The sequence below is a fragment of the Variovorax sp. DAIF25 genome (assembly GCF_050711835.1).
Lineage (GTDB): Bacteria > Pseudomonadota > Gammaproteobacteria > Burkholderiales > Burkholderiaceae_C > Variovorax.
Genome location: NZ_CP136636.1, coordinates 2,770,257 through 2,790,098, shown reverse-complemented (window position 1 = coordinate 2,790,098; position 19,842 = coordinate 2,770,257). Strand labels below are relative to the sequence as shown.

Annotated in this window: 21 protein-coding genes; 8 read left to right on the top strand and 13 right to left on the bottom strand. The window is 69.8% G+C overall.

The features are described 5' to 3' along the window. The first annotated feature begins 138 nt into the window (after positions 1 to 138). Positions 139 to 543: a hypothetical protein gene (locus R0232_RS12805; RefSeq protein ID WP_431512323.1), complete on the top strand. Its 405-nt coding sequence runs from the start codon at positions 139 to 141 to the stop codon at positions 541 to 543. 11 nt (positions 544 to 554) lie between these two features. Here R0232_RS12805 and ybaL read toward each other — a convergent pair whose 3' ends face one another. Beyond that, positions 555 to 2,297 carry a YbaL family putative K(+) efflux transporter gene (gene ybaL / locus R0232_RS12800; protein ID WP_093342856.1) on the bottom strand — a complete coding sequence of 581 codons (1,743 nt, stop codon included), beginning with the start codon at positions 2,295 to 2,297 and terminating at the stop codon, positions 555 to 557. Between the two features lie 269 nt (positions 2,298 to 2,566). Then, complete coding sequence (gene phbB, locus R0232_RS12795) at positions 2,567 to 3,304, bottom strand: acetoacetyl-CoA reductase (RefSeq protein WP_093342858.1); 738 nt, start codon at positions 3,302 to 3,304, stop codon at positions 2,567 to 2,569. A gap of 206 nt (positions 3,305 to 3,510) precedes the next feature. On the opposite strand from phbB, the gene R0232_RS12790 reads away from it, so the two are divergent. Further along, on the top strand, positions 3,511 to 4,044 hold the full coding sequence (locus R0232_RS12790) for a CinA family protein (protein ID WP_431512322.1): 534 nt from the start codon (positions 3,511 to 3,513) through the stop codon (positions 4,042 to 4,044). A gap of 13 nt (positions 4,045 to 4,057) precedes the next feature. On the opposite strand, the gene R0232_RS12785 is transcribed toward R0232_RS12790, so the two are convergent. The 5 genes from R0232_RS12785 to R0232_RS12765 are packed head-to-tail and all read right to left on the bottom strand — an operon-like array spanning position 4,058 to position 9,106. Beyond that, positions 4,058 to 5,074 carry a tripartite tricarboxylate transporter substrate-binding protein gene (locus tag R0232_RS12785; protein ID WP_431512321.1) on the bottom strand — a complete coding sequence of 339 codons (1,017 nt, stop codon included), beginning with the start codon at positions 5,072 to 5,074 and terminating at the stop codon, positions 4,058 to 4,060. A gap of 59 nt (positions 5,075 to 5,133) precedes the next feature. After that, a complete protein-coding gene (locus R0232_RS12780) occupies positions 5,134 to 5,988 on the bottom strand; it encodes an HpcH/HpaI aldolase/citrate lyase family protein (RefSeq protein WP_431512320.1) in 855 nt (284 codons plus the stop codon). Then, entirely contained in the window at positions 5,985 to 7,166 is a 1,182-nt protein-coding gene (locus tag R0232_RS12775) for a CaiB/BaiF CoA transferase family protein (protein WP_208507526.1), read from the bottom strand. Before R0232_RS12775 ends, R0232_RS12780 begins: the two co-directional genes overlap by 4 nt. Positions 7,167 to 7,194: 28 nt before the next feature. After that, positions 7,195 to 8,082: an FAS1-like dehydratase domain-containing protein gene (locus tag R0232_RS12770; RefSeq protein WP_431512319.1), complete on the bottom strand. Its 888-nt coding sequence runs from the start codon at positions 8,080 to 8,082 to the stop codon at positions 7,195 to 7,197. Positions 8,083 to 8,101: 19 nt separating this feature from the next. After that, positions 8,102 to 9,106 (bottom strand): tripartite tricarboxylate transporter substrate binding protein, encoded by a 1,005-nt coding sequence (locus R0232_RS12765; protein WP_431512318.1) that lies wholly within the window; start codon positions 9,104 to 9,106, stop codon positions 8,102 to 8,104. A 147-nt stretch (positions 9,107 to 9,253) separates the two neighbouring features. On the opposite strand from R0232_RS12765, the gene R0232_RS12760 reads away from it, so the two are divergent. Next, positions 9,254 to 10,162: a LysR family transcriptional regulator gene (locus R0232_RS12760; RefSeq protein WP_431512317.1), complete on the top strand. Its 909-nt coding sequence runs from the start codon at positions 9,254 to 9,256 to the stop codon at positions 10,160 to 10,162. Positions 10,163 to 10,349: 187 nt separating this feature from the next. On the opposite strand, the gene yghU is transcribed toward R0232_RS12760, so the two are convergent. Then, a complete protein-coding gene (gene yghU / locus R0232_RS12755; protein ID WP_431512316.1) occupies positions 10,350 to 11,231 on the bottom strand; it encodes a glutathione-dependent disulfide-bond oxidoreductase in 882 nt (293 codons plus the stop codon). Between the two features lie 28 nt (positions 11,232 to 11,259). Here yghU and R0232_RS12750 point away from each other — a divergent pair, with 28 nt between their 5' ends. Then, on the top strand, positions 11,260 to 11,892 hold the full coding sequence (locus R0232_RS12750) for a glutathione S-transferase family protein (RefSeq protein ID WP_431512315.1): 633 nt from the start codon (positions 11,260 to 11,262) through the stop codon (positions 11,890 to 11,892). Positions 11,893 to 11,917: 25 nt separating this feature from the next. Here the strand turns inward: R0232_RS12750 and R0232_RS12745 are convergent, their stop codons facing one another. After that, positions 11,918 to 13,096 (bottom strand): acetyl-CoA C-acetyltransferase, encoded by a 1,179-nt coding sequence (locus R0232_RS12745; protein WP_431512314.1) that lies wholly within the window; start codon positions 13,094 to 13,096, stop codon positions 11,918 to 11,920. Between the two features lie 178 nt (positions 13,097 to 13,274). Next, on the bottom strand, positions 13,275 to 15,044 hold the full coding sequence (phaC, locus tag R0232_RS12740) for a class I poly(R)-hydroxyalkanoic acid synthase (protein ID WP_431512313.1): 1,770 nt from the start codon (positions 15,042 to 15,044) through the stop codon (positions 13,275 to 13,277). 180 nt (positions 15,045 to 15,224) lie between these two features. Between phaC and R0232_RS12735 the strand changes: the two genes are divergently transcribed. After that, positions 15,225 to 15,548 (top strand): hypothetical protein, encoded by a 324-nt coding sequence (locus R0232_RS12735; protein WP_431512312.1) that lies wholly within the window; start codon positions 15,225 to 15,227, stop codon positions 15,546 to 15,548. Here R0232_RS12735 and pgeF read toward each other — a convergent pair. Genes pgeF through R0232_RS12720 form a run of 3 tightly spaced genes read right to left on the bottom strand, consistent with a single transcriptional unit; the run spans position 15,480 to position 17,835 of the window. Then, a complete protein-coding gene (pgeF, locus tag R0232_RS12730) occupies positions 15,480 to 16,247 on the bottom strand; it encodes a peptidoglycan editing factor PgeF (protein WP_431512311.1) in 768 nt (255 codons plus the stop codon). The genes R0232_RS12735 and pgeF overlap by 69 nt on opposite strands. Next, complete coding sequence (maiA, locus tag R0232_RS12725; RefSeq protein WP_431512889.1) at positions 16,247 to 16,885, bottom strand: maleylacetoacetate isomerase; 639 nt, start codon at positions 16,883 to 16,885, stop codon at positions 16,247 to 16,249. The genes pgeF and maiA overlap by 1 nt, the downstream gene beginning before the upstream one ends. 32 nt (positions 16,886 to 16,917) lie before the next feature. Continuing rightward, positions 16,918 to 17,835 carry a tetratricopeptide repeat protein gene (locus R0232_RS12720; protein ID WP_431512310.1) on the bottom strand — a complete coding sequence of 306 codons (918 nt, stop codon included), beginning with the start codon at positions 17,833 to 17,835 and terminating at the stop codon, positions 16,918 to 16,920. 174 nt (positions 17,836 to 18,009) lie between these two features. Here R0232_RS12720 and R0232_RS12715 point away from each other — a divergent pair, with 174 nt between their 5' ends. From R0232_RS12715 to R0232_RS12705, 3 genes are read left to right on the top strand one after another with little or no spacing between them, the layout of a single operon-like run. Next, positions 18,010 to 18,711: a fumarylacetoacetate hydrolase family protein gene (locus tag R0232_RS12715; RefSeq protein ID WP_208509969.1), complete on the top strand. Its 702-nt coding sequence runs from the start codon at positions 18,010 to 18,012 to the stop codon at positions 18,709 to 18,711. A 21-nt stretch (positions 18,712 to 18,732) separates the two neighbouring features. Continuing rightward, the gene (locus tag R0232_RS12710) at positions 18,733 to 19,284 is read left to right on the top strand and encodes an NUDIX hydrolase (RefSeq protein WP_093342880.1); all 552 of its coding nucleotides are present in this window, start codon (positions 18,733 to 18,735) and stop codon (positions 19,282 to 19,284) included. Between the two features lie 4 nt (positions 19,285 to 19,288). Next, positions 19,289 to 19,780 (top strand): CreA family protein, encoded by a 492-nt coding sequence (locus R0232_RS12705; RefSeq protein ID WP_431512309.1) that lies wholly within the window; start codon positions 19,289 to 19,291, stop codon positions 19,778 to 19,780. The last annotated feature ends 62 nt before the right edge of the window (positions 19,781 to 19,842 follow it).

The following is a 19,842-nucleotide window of genomic DNA, read 5'->3' as shown; positions in this document are numbered from 1 at the left end:
CTTCCTGCGGCAGGCGGTGGCCCCGACCGTTCCCAGCTTCCGGGCTTCTCCTACAGGCGGGCGTTGGTGCGCGACCTAAGTTTTGCCCATGGATCAAACACCCGCGGCACGCCGCAAGCCCAGACGACAGGAGGCCCCATGAAGCGATTCACCCTGGATCCCTCGATGCGAGCGACCATTGGCGGCGCGTTCTATCCCACCGGTTACTCGGTGGTGATGTTCGCCAGCGCCGAGGACGCCGAGCGCGTCGGCCGCCAGCTCGTCGAGCAGGGCGTGAGCGCGGACGACATCTTCCTGCTGCCGCCCCGGACGGTGCTGGCGGAGATCACGCCCACGGTGGCCGATGCGGACAACCCCCTGCCCTCCGCGGGCACCGAGGGCGCGACGGTGCGTGCCTACACCAAGCTGGCGCGCGAAGGCCACACGGCACTGCTGGTGCGCACCGAGGAACAGGACGATGCCGAACGCATGATGGAGGTGGTGCGCACGGTGCCGTACTCGATCGCCCAGCGCTATCGCATGCTGGTGATCGAGGACCTCTAACTAGCGCACGTTCAGGCCGGCGCGCCCGGCACGGTGGGCGCGCCGTTCGCGCCATGGGGCGCGGGCGGCGCCACGGCGCGGCGCACCACGTCGCGCGCCATCGCCTGGGCCAGCTCGTGCTCGCCGAGGAACACGGTGGCCGAGACCTCGCGCGTGAGCAGATCGGCTTCCGCTTCGTTGTGGCTGCGGATCACGGTCTCGATGCTGGGGTTGAGCGTGCGCGCGGTCTCGATCATCTGCCGCACGTTGAGCGCGGCCGGCGTGGCCACCACCAGCACGCGGGCGCGCGCGATGTGGGCCTGGATCAGCACGGCGGGATCGGCCGCGTCGCCATAGACGGCGGCACCGCCCTCCTCGCGCAGCTTCTCGACCAGCTCGCGGTTCTGCTCGGCCACCACGTAGGGGATGTCGTGCGCCTTGAGCTCGGCCGCGATGCGGCGCCCGACCCGGCCATAGCCGACCAGCACCACCTGGCGCGAGAGGTAGCGCGCCTCGGTGCTCATCGGCAGCTCGGCCAGCGGGTCGTCGCGCGCCTCGAGGCGGCGCGCGAACGAGGAATGGGCATGCAGCCATTTCTGCAGCGGCGCGATCAGGCTGAACCACAGCGGGTTGGTGGCGATGGAGATCAGCGCGCCGGCCAGGATCAGGCTCTGGCCCTCGGCGGGCATCAGCCCGAGCGAGACGCCTAGGCCCACGAGGATGAACGAGAACTCGCCGATCTGCGCCAGGCTGGCGCTGACGGTGAGCGCGGTGGCCAGCGGATAGCGCAGCACCAGCACCAGCGCGGAGGCCGCGAGCGACTTGCCCAGCACGATGACCAGCACCACGGCCAGCACCTGCAGCGGGCGCTCGATCAGCACCGAGGGATCGAACAGCATGCCGACCGAGACGAAGAACAGCACGGCGAAGGCGTCGCGCAGCGGCAGCGACTCCTGGGCGGCGCGGTGGCTGAACTGCGACTCGCGCATCACCATGCCAGCGAAGAAGGCGCCGAGGGCGAAGGAGACGCCGAACAGGGCGGCCGAGGCGAAGGCGATGCTGACGGCGGCGGCCACCACGCACAGGGTGAACAGCTCGCGCGAGCCGGTGCGCGCGACCTGCCAGAGGATCCACGGGAACACGCGGCGTCCGACGATCAGCATCAGGGCGACGAAGCCGCCGACCTGCAGCAGCGTGAGGCCCAGGGTCTGCCACAGCGGCGAGGCGTCGGTGCCGGCGGCGCGGCCGCCAAGGGTTTCGGCGAGCGGGGGCAGCAGCACGAGCACCAGCACCATGGCGAGGTCTTCGACCACCAGCCAGCCGACGGCGACGCGGCCGGTGAAGGAATCGAGGATGCCCAGGCTCTCGAGCGCGCGCAGCAGCACGACGGTGCTAGCGACCGAGAGTGCCAGCCCGAACACCAGCGCCGCGCCCAGGTTCCAGCCCCACCACAGCGCGAGCCCGCCACCGAGCAGCGTGGCCACGGTGATCTGCGCCAGCGCGCCGGGCAGCGCGATCTTGCGCACGGCCAGCAGGTCGTCGAGCGAGAAATGCAGCCCCACGCCGAACATCAGCAGCATCACGCCGATCTCGGCCAGCTGCGCGGCGATGCCGGCATCGGCCACGAAACCGGGCGTGAAGGGACCGATGATGACGCCGGCCAGCAGGTAGCCGACCAGCGCCGGCAGGCGAAGGCGCGCGGCGAGAAAGCCGAACACCAGGGCCAGGCCGAGGCCGGCGGCGATCGTGTTGATGAGTGAGACGCTGTGGGGCATCGGCCGATTTTGCAGGAACGTGGGAGGTTCTTTCATTACACGTATGCAAGGCGGTTGCATTTCTCGGGGTATGGCGGGGGCGCGTGCACAGGCCACCGGGTACTCCCCTCCGCGAATGTCCCCCGCCCTTCGGGCTCCTCCTTGATTTCGCTGCGGGGAGTACCCGGTGCCCTGTGCACGGGAAGCGCTGTGCTCCGGTGGTCCGCTTGGGAAGCTGCGGGCATGAAAAAACCCGCCGAAGCGGGTTTGTGTTTTCTCGCGAAGCTCGCTCAGTGCATGTGCAGGCCGCCGTTGACCGAGAAGTCGGCACCGGTCGAGTAGCCGCCCTCGTCGGTGGCCAGCCACGCGATGATGGAAGCGATCTCGCTCGGTTCGCCCAGGCGCTTGACCGGGATCGTGGCGACGATCTTGTCGAGCACTTCCTGGCGGATGGCCTTCACCATGTCGGTGCCGATGTAGCCGGGGCTCACGGTGTTGACCGTCACGCCCTTGCCCGCGAGCTCCTGGGCCAGCGCCATCGTGAAGCCGTGCATGCCGGCCTTGGCCGCCGAGTAGTTGGTCTGGCCCGCCTGGCCCTTGGCGCCGTTGACCGAGCTGATGTTGATGATGCGGCCCCAGCCCTTTTCGACCATGTCGCCCACCACCTGCTTGGTGACGTTGAACATGCTGTTGAGATTGGTCTCGATGACCGCGCTCCAGTCCTCGGGCGTCATCTTGAGGAACATGCGGTCGCGCGTGATGCCGGCGTTGTTGACCAGCACGTCGATGGCGCCGTGCGCCGCCTTCGCGGCCGAGAAGGCCTCGACCGTGGATTGCCAGTCGCCGACATTGCCGACCGAGGCGTGAAACTCGAAGCCCAGGGCTTTCTGTTCGGCCAGCCACTTCGAATAGTCGCGGGTGGGACCGCAACCGGCGACGACGCGGAAGCCGTCCTTGTGGAGACGCTGGCAGATGGCTGTTCCGATGCCACCCATGCCTCCAGTGACATATGCAACTTTCTTGCTCATGAGAAATTCCTTGTGTGTACTTGTCGAAAGCCTTTGAACGGCCGCCTTCACTCTAGCGAGTTTCGGACCACCCTCCGTCTCGGGAAAAACACTGACCCGCCGTGTTTATCGGGTGTCACGATGTATTCGCGGTACGGCGTTCCATCCATTCTCCACGCGGGCAGATACGCTCTTGCGTTCGCTTCGTTTCGAAGGAGTTCCAAAGTATGAATGGCGATGTCAGCGTAAGTCCCGAGGCGGCAAACCCTGAGCCGCTCGCGGTGCTCGCCGCGCGCGTCGGTGCGTTGCTGCGCGAGCGCGGCCAGACGGTGGCCGTGGTCGAGTCCTCGGCCGGTGGCCTGGTGTCGGCCGCGTTGCTCGCGATCCCCGGTGCCTCGGCCTACTTCCGTGGCGGCGCGGTGGTCTATTCGCGGCGCGCGGGCCGCGCGCTGCTCGGGCTCACGGCCGAGGACATGACCGGACTGCGCGGCGAGACCGAGCCCTATGCCTTGCTGGTGGCGCAGCGCGTGCGCGACAACCACCATTCGGGCTGGGGCATCGCCGAGAGCGGCGCGGCCGGTCCCTCGGGCAGCCCCTATGGCGATCCGCCCGGGCGGGTGTGCCTCGCGGTGGTCGGCGGGCCGGACGCGGTGTCCCGGAGCCGCACCATCGAGACCGGCGGCAACGACCGGCCCGCGAACATGGACCTGTTCGCGCGCCACCTGCTCGCGCTGTTCGAGCAGGTGCTGCGCGCGGGCTGACCTACCTCATGCCTTAGTCGGCCTGCACCCCGGCCGCCTTGATCACCTTGCCCCACTTGTCGATCTCGGCCACCAGATGGGTGCGCAGGCCCTCGGGCGTCTGCTTGTCGAGCGGCACGATCTCCGAGCTCAGCTCGGCCAGCCGCTGCTTCACCATGTCGTCCTGCAGGGCCGCGCGCAGCGCGACGTTGAGCTTCTCGAGCACCGCCGGCGGCGTGCCCTTGGGTGCGTAGATGCCGTGCCAGACCTTCACGTCGAAGCCCTTGAGGCCCTGCTCGTCGAGCGTGGGCAGGTTGGGCATGCTCGACAGCCGCTTGGGCGTGGTCACGCCGAACACCTTCACGCGCGTGCCGTCCTTGATCACCGGCGCGGTCTGCGTGGTCTGGTCGCACAGCAGGTCGACCTGCCCGCCCATCAGGTCGTTGAGCGCGGGTCCGGCGCCCTTGTAGGGCACGGTCGTGAGCTGCACGCCGATCTGGTGCGCGAACAGCATGCCGCACAGCTGCGAGACCGCGCCGATGCCGGCATTGGCGAGCGAGACCTTGTCGCGGTTGGCCTTCACGTAGGCCAGCAGCTCCTGGAAGTTGTTGGCCGGGAAGTCCTTGCGCGACAGCAGGGTCATCGGCACGTCCATCACCTGGCCGATGTACTCGAAGTCCTTGAGCGGGTCGTAGTTGAGCTTCTTGTAGAGCGCGGGCGCGGTCGCCATGCCCATGTGGTGGATCAGGATGGTGTTGCCGTTGGGCGCGGCCTTGGCCACGCGCGTCGGCGCGATGGTGCCGCCCGCGCCCACGGTGTTCTCGACCACCACCGTCTGGCCCAGCGACTTGCCCATGGGCACCGCGAGCATGCGCGCCACCACGTCGGTGGGGCCGCCGGCCGAGTACGGCACCACCATCACGATCGGCTTGTCGGGCCAGGCGCCCTGGGCCGAGGCGCTCCAGGGCGCGGCCACGAGGCCGATGGCCAGGGCGGCGGCCGCGGCGAGGCGCAGGGGGCGGCGCTGGCGCGCGGGGTTCGATGCATTCATGTCTCTTGTCTCCTTCTTCTTGCCTTGGGTTGATGAACGAATGAATGTCCTGGGAAGGCTCAGGCCTGCGCATCGAGCGCGAGCAGGCGCTGCGCGAGCCTGACCACCGGCGCGTCGACCATGCGGCCGTCGAGGTTCACGACCCCGCCGCCGGCGAGCGCCACGGCCTCGACCACGCGCCGCGCCCACGCCAGTTCCTCGGCGCCGGGCCCGAGCGCCGCATGCACCGCAGCGACCTGCGCGGGATGGATGCAGAGCTTGGCGCCGAAGCCGCCGCGCCGCGCGCGCGCCGCCTCGGCCGCGAGCCGCTCGGTATCGCGCCAGTCGGTCGCGATGCCGTCGATGGGCGCGGCCAGGTTGGCGCGGCGCGAGGCCAGCACCAGCGCGAGCCGCACCGGCACCAGCTCGGCCTCCTGCGCGTCGCAGGCCATGCCGAGGTCAGCCTGGAAATCGAGGTGCCCGAAGGCCAGCCGCAGCACCCGGGGCGCGGCGGCGATCGCATCGATGGCCGCGAGGCCCGCGGCCGATTCGATCAGCGGCACCAGCACGGCCTCAGGGCCGGCGGCCTCGGCCAGCCGTGCCAACTGGTCGGCGCCTTCGGCCTTGGGCAGCACCACGCCCGCGATGGCGCGCGCCGCGGCGAGCCGCGCGACCAGCGCGAGGTCGTCGGCATGCCAGGGCGTGCCCGGCGCGTTGATGCGCAACAGCAGACGCGCGCGGTCGGCCGCGGGCAGCGCGGCGAAGACCTCGGGCAAGGCCTCGCGCGCGGCGGCCTTGCGCTCGGGTGCGACCGCGTCCTCGAGGTCGACGATGGCCGCGCCCGCGCCGCTGGCCAGCGCGCGCGCATGGCGCTCGGGCCGGTCGGCCGGCACGAACAGGAAGGTGCGCGCGAGCCCCAGGGCCTGGGCGCTCATACGGCCTTGGCCTCGCGCAGCGCCGCGATCTGTTCCTCGCTGCGGCCCAGCGCGCGCAGGATCGCGTCGGTGTGCTCGCCCACGGCGGGGATGGCGTCCATGCGGTAGTCGAAGGCGCTCTGGCGCCCGGCCGGCAGCAGCGCGGGAATGGGCCCGGCCGGCGAGTCCACCTGGCGCCAGCGCTCGCGCGCCTGCAGCTGCGGATGCGCCCAGAGCCCGGCCATGTCGTTCATGCGCGCATTGGCGATCTGGGCGGCGTCGAGGCGCTCGAGCACCTGGGCGGTGCTCAGCGCGCCGAACAGGCCGACGATGATGGCGCGCAGCTCCTCGCGGTGCTCGTTGCGCCGCGCATTGCTGTCGAAGCGCGCATCGGTGGCCAGCGCGGGCTGCAGCAGCACCTTCTCGCAGAACAGCTTCCACTCGCGCTCGTTCTGCAGCCCCAGCATCACCGTGCCGCCGTCGCCCGCGGGGAACGGGCCATAGGGATAGATGGTGGCGTGCGAGGCGGCGCTGCGCGGCGGCGGCGTCGCGCCCTGGTAGGCGTAGTACATCGGGAAGCCCATCCACTCGGCCAGCGACTCGAGCATCGAGACGTCGATGTGCGAGCCCTTGCCGGTCTTGCCGCGCTGGAGCAGCGCGGCCAGGATGCCGGTGTAGGCATACATGCCCGCGGCGATGTCGGCGATGGAGTTGCCCGACTTGCAGGGCTCCTCGGGCGTGCCGGTGACCGAGAGGAAGCCGGCTTCGCTCTGGATCAGCAGGTCGTAGGCCTTCTTGTCGCGGTACGGGCCATCCTCGCCATAGCCCGAGATGTCGCAGACGACGAGCCGCGGATATTTCGCCTGCAGCGCTGGCGCGCCCAGCCCCATGCGCGCCGCGGCGCCCGGCGCGAGGTTCTGCACCAGCACGTCGGCGCCGGCCACCAGTTCCTGCAGCACCTCGAGCGCGGCGGGCTGCTTGAGGTCGAGCGAGATGCTTTCCTTCGAGCGGTTGACCCAGACGAAGTGCGAGGCCTCGCCGGCCACGCGCTGGTCGTAGGCACGCGCGAAGTCGCCCACGCCCGGGCGCTCCACCTTGATGACGCGCGCGCCGAGGTCGGCGAGCTGGCGGGTGCAGAAAGGCGCCGCGATCGCATGTTCGAGCGACACCACCGTGATCCCGTCGAGGGGTCTTGTCATTGCTTGATTTCCCGAGAAAAGAAGAAGCTCAGGCCAACACCGCGGTGGCCTGCATCGTGAGCCAGCCCTCGGCGTCCTCGCCCCAGAGCGCGAAGCTCCCACCGTCGGCGCCGGGCTTGCCATGCACGCGGAACGGCGCGATGTCGAAGGTGGGCCGCACGGCGCGGAACTCGAAGCGCGCGAGCGGCGCATCGCCCGTGTGCCGGCGCAGCAGGTCGACCAGCAGGGTCGCGATCAGGGGGCCGTGCACGATCAGGCCCGGATAGCCCTCGACCTCGGTGACGTAGCGCCGGTCGTAGTGGATGCGGTGGCCGTTGAAGGTGAGCGCCGAGTAGCGGAACAGCAGCACGTCGTCGGGCACGATGTCGCGGCTGAAGGCGGCGTCCTTCGGCGCGGCCTTGGGCGCCGGCGCGGCCTCGCCGGGTTGCGGCGCGGCGCGGTAGACGATGTCGTGTTCCTCGGTCAGCGCGAGGCCGCGCGCGTTGTGCACCTCATGGCGCACCAGCACGAACACCAGCTCGCCGCTGCGGCCGGTCTTGTGCTCGACCGAGACGATGGTCGAGCGCCGCTCCACCGTGTCGCCCACGGCCAGCGGATTGCCGGCCTCCCAGTGCAGCCGGCCGCCGGCCCACATGCGGCGCGGCAGCGGCACCGGGGGCAGGAAGCCGCCGCGCTTCGCATGGCCATCGGGGCCGATCTCGGACTGCCGGTGGTGCGGCAGGAAATAGAGCCAGTGCCACAGCGCGGGCAGCGGCGTGCCGGCGGTCGGCGCGGGATCGTCGCGGTCGAGCGTGGCCGAGAGCGCGCGCACCGGGCTCGCGACGATCTGGTCGTGCAGGCTTTCGCTGCGGCCCTGCCAGGCCTGCAGGCCGGCGAGCGCGGCGGCGTCGATGGCGGGGGTGTCGTGTGGGGTCATCCGTTCTCCTGAATCCGGGTCAATCGACCGAGGCGCCCGATTGCTTGACGATGCGCGCCCACTTGCCGAGGTCGTCGTGCAGCAGCGCCGCGAACTGCTCGGGCGAGGTCGGCGGCGCGACCTCCACGCCCTGCTGCTCGAGCTTCTCGCGCAGGTCCTTCGCGGCCAGCGCCTTGTGCATGGTGTCCTGCAGCTTCGCGAGCACCTCGCTCGGCACGCCGGCGGGCGCGAACAGGCCGATCCACAGGGTGCCGTCATAGCCCGGCACCGCCTCGGCGATGGCGGGCACGTCGGGCAGCGCCGGCGAACGCTTCGCGCCGCTGACGGCCAGCGCGCGCAGCTTGCCGGCCTTGATGTGCGGCAGCGCCGAGGGCAGGCTCGCGAACACGATCGGCAGCTGGCCCCCGAGCACGTCGTTGATGGCCGGTGCCACGCCCTTGTAGGGCACGTGCTCGAGCGAAAGGCCGGCCATGCTGTTGAGCATCTCGCCGAGCAGGTGGTTGAGCGTGCCGTTGCCGGCCGAGGCGTACTGGTAGTGCGCGCCCTTCTGCCGCGCGAGCGCCAGCAGCTCGGGCAGGGTCTTGGCGGCGAAGCCGGGGTTGACCAGCAGCACGTTGGGCACGGCGCCGATCAGGCCCACGGGCTTGAAGTCCTTCTCGGGATCGAAGCCCGGGTTGCGATAGAGCGCGGGGTTGATCGCCTGGCTGCTGCTGATGGTCATCAACAGGGTCTGGCCGTCCTTCGGTGCCTTGGCCGCGAGCTGCGTGCCGATGTTGCCGCCCGCGCCCGGGCGGTTGTCGACCACCACCCCGACGCCGAGCAGCTCGCCGAGCTTCTGGCCCACGAGCCGGCCGACGATGTCGTTGGTGCCGCCCGCGGCCTGCGGCACGATCAAGGTGACCGGGCGCGTGGGATAGGTGCTGGCCGCCGGCTGCGCCGAGGCGCCGGCCGACAGCACGGCGATCGATGCCGCCGCGAACCACGAGAAAAGAGAAGAAGAAAGCGCCGTTGCGCGAGAACCCATGCCTGTCTCCGGTGTGTTGTAAGGGCCGCGGTGCTCCCCGGCCATGGCGGCATGGTGCGCCGCGCCTCCACCTCGGCGCAATCTCCGATTTCGGAACCCAGCCTTCGGCCTTGCCGAAGCCTCGCGGTCGCTTGCTACCATCGGGCCATGCTTTTCGACCTCACCGACCTGCGCCTGTTCGTGGCCACGGCCGAGCTCGGCAGCCTCACGCGCGCGGCCGACCGGCAGCACCTGTCGCTGGCCGCGGCCAGTGCGCGCATCAAGGCGCTTGAGAACCAGGCCGGCCTTCAACTCTTGCAGCGCGAGGCGCGCGGCGTGCGCCTGCTGCCGCCGGGCGAGGCCTTCCTGCATCACGCGCGGCTGCTGCTGAACCAGACCGACCAGCTGCGCACCGACTTGCTCGAATACGGCGGCGGCCTGCGCGGCCACCTGCGCGTGTTCGCCAACACCACGGCCGTGACCGACTTCCTGCCCGAGATCCTGCCGGCCTTCCTCGCCGCCAATCCGCGCATCAACGTCGACCTTCAAGAAAAACCGAACGCTCAGATCCCGCGCGGCGTGCGCGACGGGCGCGCCGACATCGGCATCGTCGCGGGCAGCGTCGACACCCTGGGCCTGGAATCGATCCACTTCAGCACCGACCGGCTGGTGCTCGTGACCTCGCGCCAGCACCGCTTCGCGCACCTGCGCACCATCGCCTTCGCCGAGACCCTCGACGAGGACGCCATCGGCATGCAGCAGGGCAGCACCTTGCAGGCCTTCCTGGGGCAGGTCACGGACCGCATCGGCAAGCGCCAGAAGCTGCGCATCCAGCTCGGCAGCTTCGACGCCATGTGCCGGATGATCGGCAGCGGCGTGGGCATCGGCGTCGTGCCCGAGTCGGCCGCGCGCCGCAACCAGGAGGGCATGAAGCTCGCGCTGATCGAGCTCAGCGATGCCTGGTGCGTGCGCGAGCGCTACCTGCTGGTGCGCGAGCGCGCGGCGCTGCCGGTGTATGCGCAGGCGCTGGTGGACACGCTGTGCCGCCACTACGCGGCCGATGCGGCCGGCGCCTGAGGGAGGTTTTCCGTGGGACTGCGCCTACTTGCGCGCGACTCCTGAGTTCCGCCGCTTCATCCCCACTTTCTGTGCACAACTTTGGGGACAACTCATGTGGAGCCTTGTAAAACGAATTTAAGTCATTGTTTTATAAAGGAATTCCACACTTTGCTCAAAAAACGGGCGGTGTACAAGATGAACAGGCTCAGCCCGGGTTGGCGCCGAGCTTGTCCTGCGTGCGGGTCTGGAAGTCGCCCGCGTCGTGGCGCTCGTGCAGCTGGCTCTCGGGCTGGCCCCAGGCCCGGTTGACCATGCGGCCGCGCTGCGCCGCGGGGCGCTGCGCGATCTCGTCGTTCCAGCGCAGCACGTTCCTGTATTCGCTCACCTGCAGGAACTCGCCCGATTCGTAGAGCTGCCCCTTGGCGAGCGCGCCGTACCAGGGCCAGACCGCGATGTCGGCGATGGTGTAGTCGTCGCCCGCGAGGTAGCGGCTCTCGGCCAGCCGGCGATCGAGCACGTCGAGCTGGCGCTTGACCTCCATCGCGAAGCGGTCGATCGCGTACTCGATCTTGGTCGGCGCATAGGCATAGAAGTGGCCGAAGCCGCCGCCCAGGTAGGGCGCGCTGCCCATCTGCCAGAACAGCCACGACAGGCATTCGGCGCGCGCCGCGCGCTCGGTCGGCAGGAAGGCATTGCCGAACTTCTCGGCCAGGTACTGCAGGATCGCGCCCGACTCGAACACGCGGATCGGCGTGGCGCCGCTGCGGTCCAGCAGCGCGGGAATCTTGGAGTTGGGATTGACGGCCACGAAGCCGCTGCCGAACTGGTCACCCTCGCTGATGCGGATCAGCCAGGCGTCGTACTCGGCGCCCGCATGGCCCAGCGCCAGCAGTTCCTCGAGCATCACCGTCACTTTCACGCCATTGGGCGTCGCCAGCGAATAGAGTTGCAGCGGATGCCGTCCCACCGGCAGGTCCTTCTCATGGGTGGCACCCGCGATCGGGCGATTGATGTTCGCGAAGCGGCCGCCGCTTTCCTTGCTCCAGGACCAGACGGTGGGCGGCGTATAGGCGGTCGTGCCATTCATGCAATGCGTTCCAGGAGTTGGACAGACGATGATCATTCTCTATGACTGCGCCACAGCGCCGAGTCCGCGCCGCGCGCGCATCCTGCTGGCCGAGAAGGGCATTGCTCACGAGACGGTGCAGGTCGACCTGGTTCGTGGTGAGCAAATGGGCGCGGCCTACCGCGCGATCAATCCGCAGTGCACGGTGCCGGCGCTGCGCACCGAGGAAGACGGCCTGCTGACCGACAACGCCGCCATCGCGGCCTGGGCCGAGGCGCGCCATCCCGAGCCGCCGCTGATGGGCCGCACGCCGGCCGAGAAGGCCGAGGTCGCGAGCTGGCACTGGCGCGTGGAATTCGAGGGGCTGCTGGCGATCGCCGAGACCCTGCGCAACGGCTCGCCGGCCATGGCCGACCGTGCGCTGCCGGGCCCGGTGAACTACGCGCAGATCCCCGAACTCGCGCAGCGCGGGCTGGCGCGGGTGCAGCATTTCTTCGAGACGCTGAACGACCGGCTGGCCGGCCGCGAGTTCATCGCGACCGACCGCTTCAGCCTGGCCGACATCACCGCCGTGGTGGCGGTGGATTTCGCGCGCATCGTGCGCGTGAAGCCCGGGGAACAGCACCCCGAGCTGGTGCGCTGGCGCGCGGCGATGGCACAGCGGCCGTCGATGTCGCTCTGAGCGACGACGACGGCGCGCCGAGGGGTCAGCGCTCGATGGTGAGCGCCACGCCCATGCCGCCGCCGATGCACAGCGAGGCAATGCCCTTCTTGGCGTTCTGGCGCTGCATCTCGTGCAGCAGCGTCACCAGGATGCGGCAGCCCGACGCGCCGATCGGATGGCCGATGGCGATGGCACCGCCGTTGACGTTGACCTTGTTGATGTCCCAACCCATTTCCTTGTTCACGGCGCAGGCCTGCGCGGCGAAGGCTTCGTTGATCTCGAGCAGGTCGAGGTCGGCGGCCTTCCAGCCGGCGCGCTGCAGCGCCTTGGTCGAGGCGGGCACCGGGCCCATGCCCATGATCGCGGGGTCGAGGCCGGCGGTGGCGTAGCTGGCGATGCGGCCCAGCGGCTTGAGGCCGAGGGCGGCCGCCTTCTTGGCGGTCATCACGAGCACGGCGGCGGCGCCGTCGTTCAGGCCCGAGGCATTGCCCGCGGTCACGCCGCCGGCCTTGTCGAAGGCGGGACGCAGGCCGGCCAGGCCCTCGGCGCTGGTCTTGCGGTTGATGAACTCGTCCTTGTCGAAGACGACCGGGTCGCCCTTCTTCTGCGGGATGGTGACGGGAACGATCTCGTCCTTGAACTTGCCGGCGTCCTGCGCGGCGGCGGCCTTGGTCTGGCTGGCGAGCGCCAGTTCGTCCTGCGCGGCGCGGTCGATGCCGTACTTCTTGGCCACGTTCTCGGCCGTGATGCCCATGTGGTACTGGTTGTAGACGTCCCACAGGCCGTCGACGATCATGGTGTCGACCAGCTTCCAGTCGCCCATGCGCTGGCCGTTGCGCGAGTTCGGCAGCACGTGCGGTGCGAGGCTCATGCTCTCCTGGCCGCCGGCCACGACGATGTCGCTGTCACCCGTGGCCACGGCCTGGGCCGCGAGCATCACGGCCTTCAGGCCCGAGCCGCAGACGGCGTTGATCGTGAGCGCGGGCGTCTCCTTGGCGCCGCCGCTCTTGAGCCACGCCTGGCGCGCGGGGTTCTGGCCGGCACCGGCCGCGAGCACCTGGCCCATGATGGCTTCGCCGACCTGCTCGGGCGTGAGGTTGGCACGCGCGATCACTTCCTTGATGACGATGGCGCCCAGTTCGGTGGCCGCGATGCCGGCGAGCGAGCCGCCGAACTTGCCGACGGGGGTGCGCGCGGCCGAAACGATGACGATGTCTTCCATGAGGTTCTCCGTTGAGGTAACTAAATAAAAAATCGCTTGCCGGCTTCAGGCGCAAACCACGCCACACAAAGGCCTCAGGCCAGGAACACCGCGGAACCGGCTTTGCCGGGCCGCTGGTGTTGCCCCCGGAAGGGGGTTGGAGGCCACACGAAGTGGGCAAGCCTGGGGGCGAGCCATGTTATGCGCGGGCCTTGACGTAGCGGCCTGGGGCGGGCTCGATGGCCTGGTAGGCCTTGCCCTTGCCGTAGGTCTTGGGCGCGGGGATCTGCTTGCCCGCGTGGCCCTTGAGCCACTGGGACCAGTCGGTCCACCAGCTGCCCGGATGCTCCTGCGCGCCGGCCAGCCATTCGGCCTGCGTCTTCGGCAGCTTGCCGTCGGCGCGGATCCAGTGGCTGCGCTTGTTCTTGGCCGGCGGGTTGATCACGCCCGCGATGTGGCCCGAGGCGCCCATCACGAAGCGCTTCTTGCCCGGCAGGATCTGGGTCGAGGCGTAGGCGCCACCGATCGGCACGATGTGGTCCTCGCGCGAGCCGTAGACGTAGGCCGGGATGTCGATGCGGCGCAGGTCGATCTTCTCGCCGCAGACCGTGAGCGCATCGGGCTCGGCCAGCTTGTTCTCGTGGTACGTGTTGCGCAGGTACCAGGCGTAGAACGGGCCCGGCAGGTTGGTGGCGTCGCTGTTCCAGTAGAGCAGGTCGAAGGGCGGCGGGGTCTCGCCCTTGAGGTAGTTGCCCACCACGTAGTTCCAGACCAGGTCGTTGGGACGCAGGAAGCTGAAGGTGGAGGCCAGGTCGCCGCCGGGCAGCAGGCCGCCCTTGCCGAGCTGCATCTCGCGGTACTGCACCATGGGTTCGTCCACGAAGATGTCGAGGATGCCGGTGTCGCTGAAGTCGAGGAAGGTGGTCAGCAAGGTGACCGAGGCGGCCGGCTTCTCGCCGCGCGCGGCCAGCACCGCGAGCGCCGTCGACAGGATGGTGCCGCCGACGCAGAAGCCCAGCGTGTTGATCTGCGGGCTGCCGCTGATCTCCTGCACGCGGTGGATGGCCTCGATCGCTGCCTGCTCGATGTAGTCGTCCCAGGTGGCCTGCGCGAGCGATTCGTCGGGATTGCGCCAGCTCACCACGAACACGCGGTGGCCCTGCTCGTTGGCATAGCGGATCAGCGAGTTCTCGGGCTGCAGGTCGAGGATGTAGAACTTGTTGATGCACGGCGGCACCAGCAGGAACGGGCGCTCGTAGACCTTGGCAGTCAGCGGCTTGTACTCGAGCAGCTGGAAGAACGCGTTCTCGAACACCACCGCGCCCTCGGTGGTGGCGACGTTGCGTCCCACTTCGAAGGCGCTCTCGTCGGTCATGCTCAGGTGGCCCTGGCGCACGTCGTGCAGCAGGTTCTGGATGCCCTTGGCGATGCTCTCGCCCTGGGTCTCGATGGCCTTCTTCTGCGCCTCGGCATTGAAGGCCAGCGAGTTGCTCGGCGACGAGGCCGCCATCCACTGCTCGACCGCGAAGCGCAGCCGCGCCTTGGTCTTCTCATCGGCATCGATGGCCTCGGCCATCTTCAGCAGCGTGCGGCCGTTGAGCAGGTAGATCGCGGCCGAGAAGGCCGACAGCGGGTTGCCGCTCCAGGCCTCGCCGGCGAAGCGCCGGTCGCCCTCGGGCCTGGCCTGGAAGCCCTGGCCCCAGAGCGCGGTGGCCTCGGCGATGTACTGCTGCTGGATGGCCTGCAGCGCCGCGGGATCGATCGAGAACTTGGGCAGTTCCGGCATCGTGCCCAGGGGGGGCATGCCGGGGATGCCGGGCATTTCGGGCATCTGCCACAGCGGCTTGCCATTGCCGGTCCAGGCGCCCTGCCCGGCCGGCTGCTGGAAGGACTCCAGCGCCTTGCGCCACCCCTGGGTGAGCGCCTGTTGAAAGGGTTCGAACGCGTCGGCCCCCGTTGCTTTCGTCATGGTGTCTCCTGCTCCTCGCCTGAAATCGATCCGGATGGCTTTGCGTCGTTTGAGTATGCTGCATTCGCAAGACGCTCACAACGCCGCGCCGGCGCGGTCCGGACCCCGGTGGCCGTCATCGCACGGCCGGTGTGGAAACACGCTTTACTTCCTCTTTCGTTCGCCCCGCTCTCCTTCCCCATGTTCATTCATCTCGTCGTGATCGGCTGGCTCTACGTGGTGCTGATGATGGCGGTGGCCGAGGCCACCAACACCACCGGCACCGTGCTCGGCGCCATCATCACCTTTCTACTGTACGGGCTCGCCCCCGTGACACTGGTGGTTTACCTGATGAGCACGCCCGCGCGGCGCCGGGCGCTGAAGGAAAAGGAACTGGCCGCGCAGGAGGCGGCGCGGCGCGCGGCCGCCGAGGAACGGGCGGCGCAGGCCGGGCATTCAGACCTTCCAGACCAGCGCGGCGAAACGCCCGCTGACCCCGTCGCGACGGTGCGAAAAGAACCCTGAGGCATTGCGCACGGTGCACCAGGCGTCGCCGCCGTCGTTGCCGTGGACCCGATCGATGCCGAGCGCGCGCAGCCGCTGGCGCGCGAGCGCGGGCAGGTCGGCCAGCCACTTGCCCGGCGCGGCGCCCGGCCGGAAGCAGCCGGCGGCCTCGGGCACATGGGCCTCGAAGGCGGCCTTGACCTCGGCGCCGACCTCGAAGGCCGACGGGCCGATGCAGGGGCCGAGCCAGGCGATGACCTCGCTGCCGGCTTGCCCGTCGTCCTGGAAGGCGCGGAAGGCCTGCTCCAGCACGCCGCCCGCGAGCCCGCGCCAGCCCGCGTGCGCGGCCGCCACGCGGTGGCCCGCGCTGTCGCAGAACAGCACCGGCAGGCAGTCGGCGACCATGATCGTGCAGGCCGTGCCCGGCACCGTGGCAGTGCAGGCATCGGCCGCGGTGCCGTCGGCCACGTCCGGCGCGTCGAGCGACACCAGCCCCGTGCCGTGCACCTGCTGCAGGAACACCGGCCGCGTGCCGATCGCCTCGCGCAGCCGCGCGCGGTTGGCCGCGACATGGGCCGGGTCGTCGCCGACGTGGTCGCCGAGGTTGAAGCTGGCGTAACGCCCCTGAGGCCCCTGCGAGACGCCGCCCTCGCGCGTGGTGCAGACGGCGCGCACATGGGCCGGCACCGGCCAGTCGGGCACCAGCCAGGGCTGCGCCATCAGGCCTCCGCGTCTGGCGACTGCGAGGGCTGCGCGCGCTGGAAGGCGTCGAGCTGCATGCAGGCGTCGAAGGCGGCCATGCTGCGCGGCAGGTCGCTGAAGTCGCAGTCGAAGCGGCGGCCGTTGAAGACCTGCGGCACCAGGCAGCAGTCGGCCAGCGTGGGCTTCTCGCCCCAGCAGAAGGTGCTGGCGGGCTGCAGCGCGAGCTGGCGTTCGAAGGCCAGCATGCCGTCGCGCACCCAGTGGCGGTACCAGGCGTTCTTGGCTTCCTCGTCGAGCTTGAGTTCCTTCACGAGGTACTTGAGCACGCGCAGGTTGTTCAGCGGATGGATCTCGCAGGCGATCGACTGCGCCAGCGCGCGCACATGGGCGCGGCCCGCGGGATCGCTGGGCAGCAGCGGCGGCTCGGGATGCACCTCGTCGAGGTACTCCATGATCGCCAGCGACTGCGAGAAGCGCTCGCCGTCGTCCTCCAGCATCGGCACCAGCTTGTCGGCCGAGATGGCCGCATACGGGCCGGTGCGGTGCTCGCCGCGCGCGATGTGCACGGGGATGTATTCGTAGTCGAGTCCCTTGAGCTCGAGCGCGATGCGCACGCGGAACGAGGAGGAGGAGCGGAAGTAGTTGTGCAGCTTCATGGTCATGGTTTCGAGGATAGCGTCGGTGCGATTCATGAGCGGGACGCTGCGGCAAGCACGCAGCGCAGGTCGCGCGGGGCGGCCGCGGGATGTTCCCGCTGCCAGACGTCGAGCAGGGCGCGCGCCGCAGCCTCCCCGCGCGTGGCCAGGCCCAGGCGCCAGGGCCCGCGCGGGCCCACGGTCTGGTCGGCCGGATGTTCGTGGCCCTCGCCGTCGCCGTAGGGCCGGCCTTCGGAACAGGCCGCGCACAGCATGCGGATGCCGAGGCTCCAGTTCTCGGCGCCGTCGCCTACCGCGTGGAAGCGCGCGATCAGGGTGTCGATCTCGTCCTGCGACGCCTCCTCGATCCAGAGCTCGAAGGTGGCGTAGTCGGAAGGCGCGATCAGCGCGAGCGCATCGAACACCGCCACCTCGCGCCCCTGGTGCAGCCGGTAGCCGTTGGGCGCGCCGTCGTGCAGCACGAGGTCGCCGTAGCGGTGGCCCGAGCCCGGCAGCGGCACGTTGCGCAAGATGGCGCGCGCGGGATCGATGCGGTCGGCCCACAGCACCTCGCTGGCCTCGTCGCCGTGCACGCGGATCGGCGTCAGGCCTGCGAAGTGGTCGACCGGGCCCTCGCCCTCGGCCAGCGGGATGCCGTAGAGGCGCCAGGCGCGCCGCGCCGTGGTCCAGTCGCCGAGCGCGGTGGCGGCGATGCCGAGGTTCCAGACCGCGCCCTCGTTGCCCGGATCGCACTGCACGGCGCGCGCATTGGCCTCGAGCGAGGCGGCCCAGTCGCCGCGGTACTTGTGGATCAGGCCGGCGTTGTACCAGGGCACGGCCCAGTCGGGACGGTGGCTGCTGGCCTCGGCATAGGCCTGCAGCGCGCCGTCCTCGTCGCCGTCGTCCTGGCGCGTGTTGCCGAGGTCGTTGCAGGCCTGGGCCTTGCCGGCTTTTCCGAATCGAAGGGGCATGGGGAGGAGCGAAGCGGTGGCGGGGCGGAAAACGGGCCGTATTCTGCGCCCTGAACGCGGCACCTCGGCCCGCATACCCCGATGGGCCGGCCCCGGTGCCCGGCGGCCGGCCGGCGCCTCTGGCACACTGCCGGCTTCCCCCTCTCCCGCTTCGCCTCCAAAGGATACTTTTCCATGGCCTCCGAGTTCGTCTTCGCCCCGCCTGCGACCGTTTCCGTTCCCGTCGTCGGACAGACCGCCCGCTTCCCGGTGCACCGCATCTACTGCGTGGGCCGCAACTACGAAGATCACGCCAAGGAAATGGGCTTCACCGGCCGCGAACCGCCGTTCTTCTTCATGAAGCCGGCCGACGCCGCCGTGGTGGTCGAGGCCGGCCAGACCGGCACCGTGGACTACCCCACGCTGACCAAGAACCTGCACCACGAGATCGAACTCGTGGTGGCGATCGGCACCGGCGGCAAGAACATCGCGGCCGCCGACGCGCACAAGCACATCTTCGGCTACGCCGTGGGCCTGGACATGACCCGCCGCGACCTGCAGAACGAGATGAAGAAGCAGGGCCGCCCCTGGGACATCGGCAAGGGCTTCGAGCAGAGCGCGCCGATCGGCCCGATCGTGCCGGTGGCGCAGGCCGGCGACGCCGAGAAGGCCGAGATCTCGCTGCAGGTGAACGGCAGCGATCGCCAGCGCAGCAACGTGAGCAAGCTGATCTGGAACGTGGCCGAGACCATCGAGCACCTGTCGGCCGCCTGGGAGCTGCAGCCCGGCGACCTGATCTACAGCGGCACGCCCGAAGGCGTGGCGGCGGTGGTCGCGGGCGACACGCTGGTGGGCGAGGTCGCCGGCCTGCCCGTGCTGACCGTCAAGATCGTCTGAGGCCGCGAGCACGCCCGCCCCATGCTGCTGCGCATCCCCATCAAGCATTGCAAGAACTGCGGCACCGCGGTGGTCTACCGCGTGCCCGACGACGGCGACACCAAGGAACGCGCCGTCTGCCCGGCCTGCAACACGATCCACTACGAGAACCCGCTCAACGTGGTGGGGACCATCCCCGTGCTCGGCGACAAGGTGCTGCTGTGCAAGCGCAACATCGAGCCGCGCTGGGGCAAGTGGACGCTGCCGGCGGGCTTCATGGAACTCGAGGAGACCACGGCCCAGGGCGCGGCACGCGAGACCGACGAGGAAGCCGGTGCGAATTTCGAGATCGAGGGCCTGTTCGCGGTGATGAGCGTGCCGCGCGTGGGACAGGTGCACCTGTTCTACCGCGCGCGCCTGCTCGACGATCGCTTCGATCCGGGCCACGAGACCATCGAGGCGAAGCTCTTCGCCGAAGAGGAGATTCCCTGGGACGAGATCGCCTTCCGCACGGTGCGCGAGGCGCTGCAGCACTACTTCGAGGATCGGCGCCGCGGCAGCTTCGACCGCGTCCACACGATCGACATCGTCTGAACCGATGAAGCACGCCATCTCCCTTCGACGCGGCGCGGCGCTCGCGTTCGCCGCCGCCCTGCTGGCCGCCTCCGCGGCCCATGCCGAGACCGTGGGCGAGGTCGACACCGCCTTCAAGCTGATCGGCCCCGACCACAAGATCGTGATCGAGGCCTACGACGACCCGAAGGTCAACGGCGTGACCTGCTATGTCTCGCGCGCCAAGACCGGCGGCATCGCGGGCGCCTTCGGCGTGGCCGAGGACAAGGCCGAGGCCTCGATCGCCTGCCGCCAGGTCGGCCCGGTGAACGTGACGCAGCCGCTGCCCAAGCGCGAGGAGGTCTACAGCGAGCGGCTGTCGGTGCTGTTCAAGCGGCTGCGCGTGGTGCGCATGGTCGACGCACGGCGCAACACGTTGGTCTACCTCACCTACTCCGACCTGCTGATCGACGGCTCGCCGAAGAACAGCGTCACCGCGGTGCCGATCGACCGCGGCACGCCGATCCCGCTGAAGTGATCGCCTGAAGCCGCGCGGCCCTCCGCGCGCGGGAAGTCCCTGCCGGCCCGATGGGAACGTGC

Bases quoted from the DNA above. Each gene is read 5' to 3' on its own strand.
- R0232_RS12750 (WP_431512315.1), top strand. From the start codon at position 11,260: ATGATCATTCTCTATGACTGCGCCACAGCGCCGAGTCCGCGCCGCGCG.
- R0232_RS12745 (WP_431512314.1), bottom strand. From the start codon at position 13,096: ATGGAAGACATCGTCATCGTTTCGGCCGCGCGCACCCCCGTCGGCAAG.
- R0232_RS12705 (WP_431512309.1), top strand. From the start codon at position 19,289: ATGAAGCACGCCATCTCCCTTCGACGCGGCGCGGCGCTCGCGTTCGCC.
- R0232_RS12805 (WP_431512323.1), top strand. From the start codon at position 139: ATGAAGCGATTCACCCTGGATCCCTCGATGCGAGCGACCATTGGCGGC.
- yghU (WP_431512316.1), bottom strand. From the start codon at position 11,231: ATGAATGGCACGACCGCCTATACGCCGCCCACCGTCTGGTCCTGGAGC.
- R0232_RS12760 (WP_431512317.1), top strand. From the start codon at position 9,254: ATGCTTTTCGACCTCACCGACCTGCGCCTGTTCGTGGCCACGGCCGAG.
- R0232_RS12720 (WP_431512310.1), bottom strand. From the start codon at position 17,835: ATGCCCCTTCGATTCGGAAAAGCCGGCAAGGCCCAGGCCTGCAACGAC.
- R0232_RS12770 (WP_431512319.1), bottom strand. From the start codon at position 8,082: ATGACCCCACACGACACCCCCGCCATCGACGCCGCCGCGCTCGCCGGC.
- ybaL (WP_093342856.1), bottom strand. From the start codon at position 2,297: ATGCCCCACAGCGTCTCACTCATCAACACGATCGCCGCCGGCCTCGGC.
- R0232_RS12765 (WP_431512318.1), bottom strand. From the start codon at position 9,106: ATGGGTTCTCGCGCAACGGCGCTTTCTTCTTCTCTTTTCTCGTGGTTC.
- pgeF (WP_431512311.1), bottom strand. From the start codon at position 16,247: ATGGCGCAGCCCTGGCTGGTGCCCGACTGGCCGGTGCCGGCCCATGTG.
- R0232_RS12785 (WP_431512321.1), bottom strand. From the start codon at position 5,074: ATGAATGCATCGAACCCCGCGCGCCAGCGCCGCCCCCTGCGCCTCGCC.
- maiA (WP_431512889.1), bottom strand. From the start codon at position 16,885: ATGAAGCTGCACAACTACTTCCGCTCCTCCTCCTCGTTCCGCGTGCGC.
- R0232_RS12710 (WP_093342880.1), top strand. From the start codon at position 18,733: ATGCTGCTGCGCATCCCCATCAAGCATTGCAAGAACTGCGGCACCGCG.
- phbB (WP_093342858.1), bottom strand. From the start codon at position 3,304: ATGAGCAAGAAAGTTGCATATGTCACTGGAGGCATGGGTGGCATCGGA.
- R0232_RS12775 (WP_208507526.1), bottom strand. From the start codon at position 7,166: ATGACAAGACCCCTCGACGGGATCACGGTGGTGTCGCTCGAACATGCG.
- R0232_RS12715 (WP_208509969.1), top strand. From the start codon at position 18,010: ATGGCCTCCGAGTTCGTCTTCGCCCCGCCTGCGACCGTTTCCGTTCCC.
- R0232_RS12735 (WP_431512312.1), top strand. From the start codon at position 15,225: ATGTTCATTCATCTCGTCGTGATCGGCTGGCTCTACGTGGTGCTGATG.
- phaC (WP_431512313.1), bottom strand. From the start codon at position 15,044: ATGACGAAAGCAACGGGGGCCGACGCGTTCGAACCCTTTCAACAGGCG.
- R0232_RS12780 (WP_431512320.1), bottom strand. From the start codon at position 5,988: ATGAGCGCCCAGGCCCTGGGGCTCGCGCGCACCTTCCTGTTCGTGCCG.
- R0232_RS12790 (WP_431512322.1), top strand. From the start codon at position 3,511: ATGAATGGCGATGTCAGCGTAAGTCCCGAGGCGGCAAACCCTGAGCCG.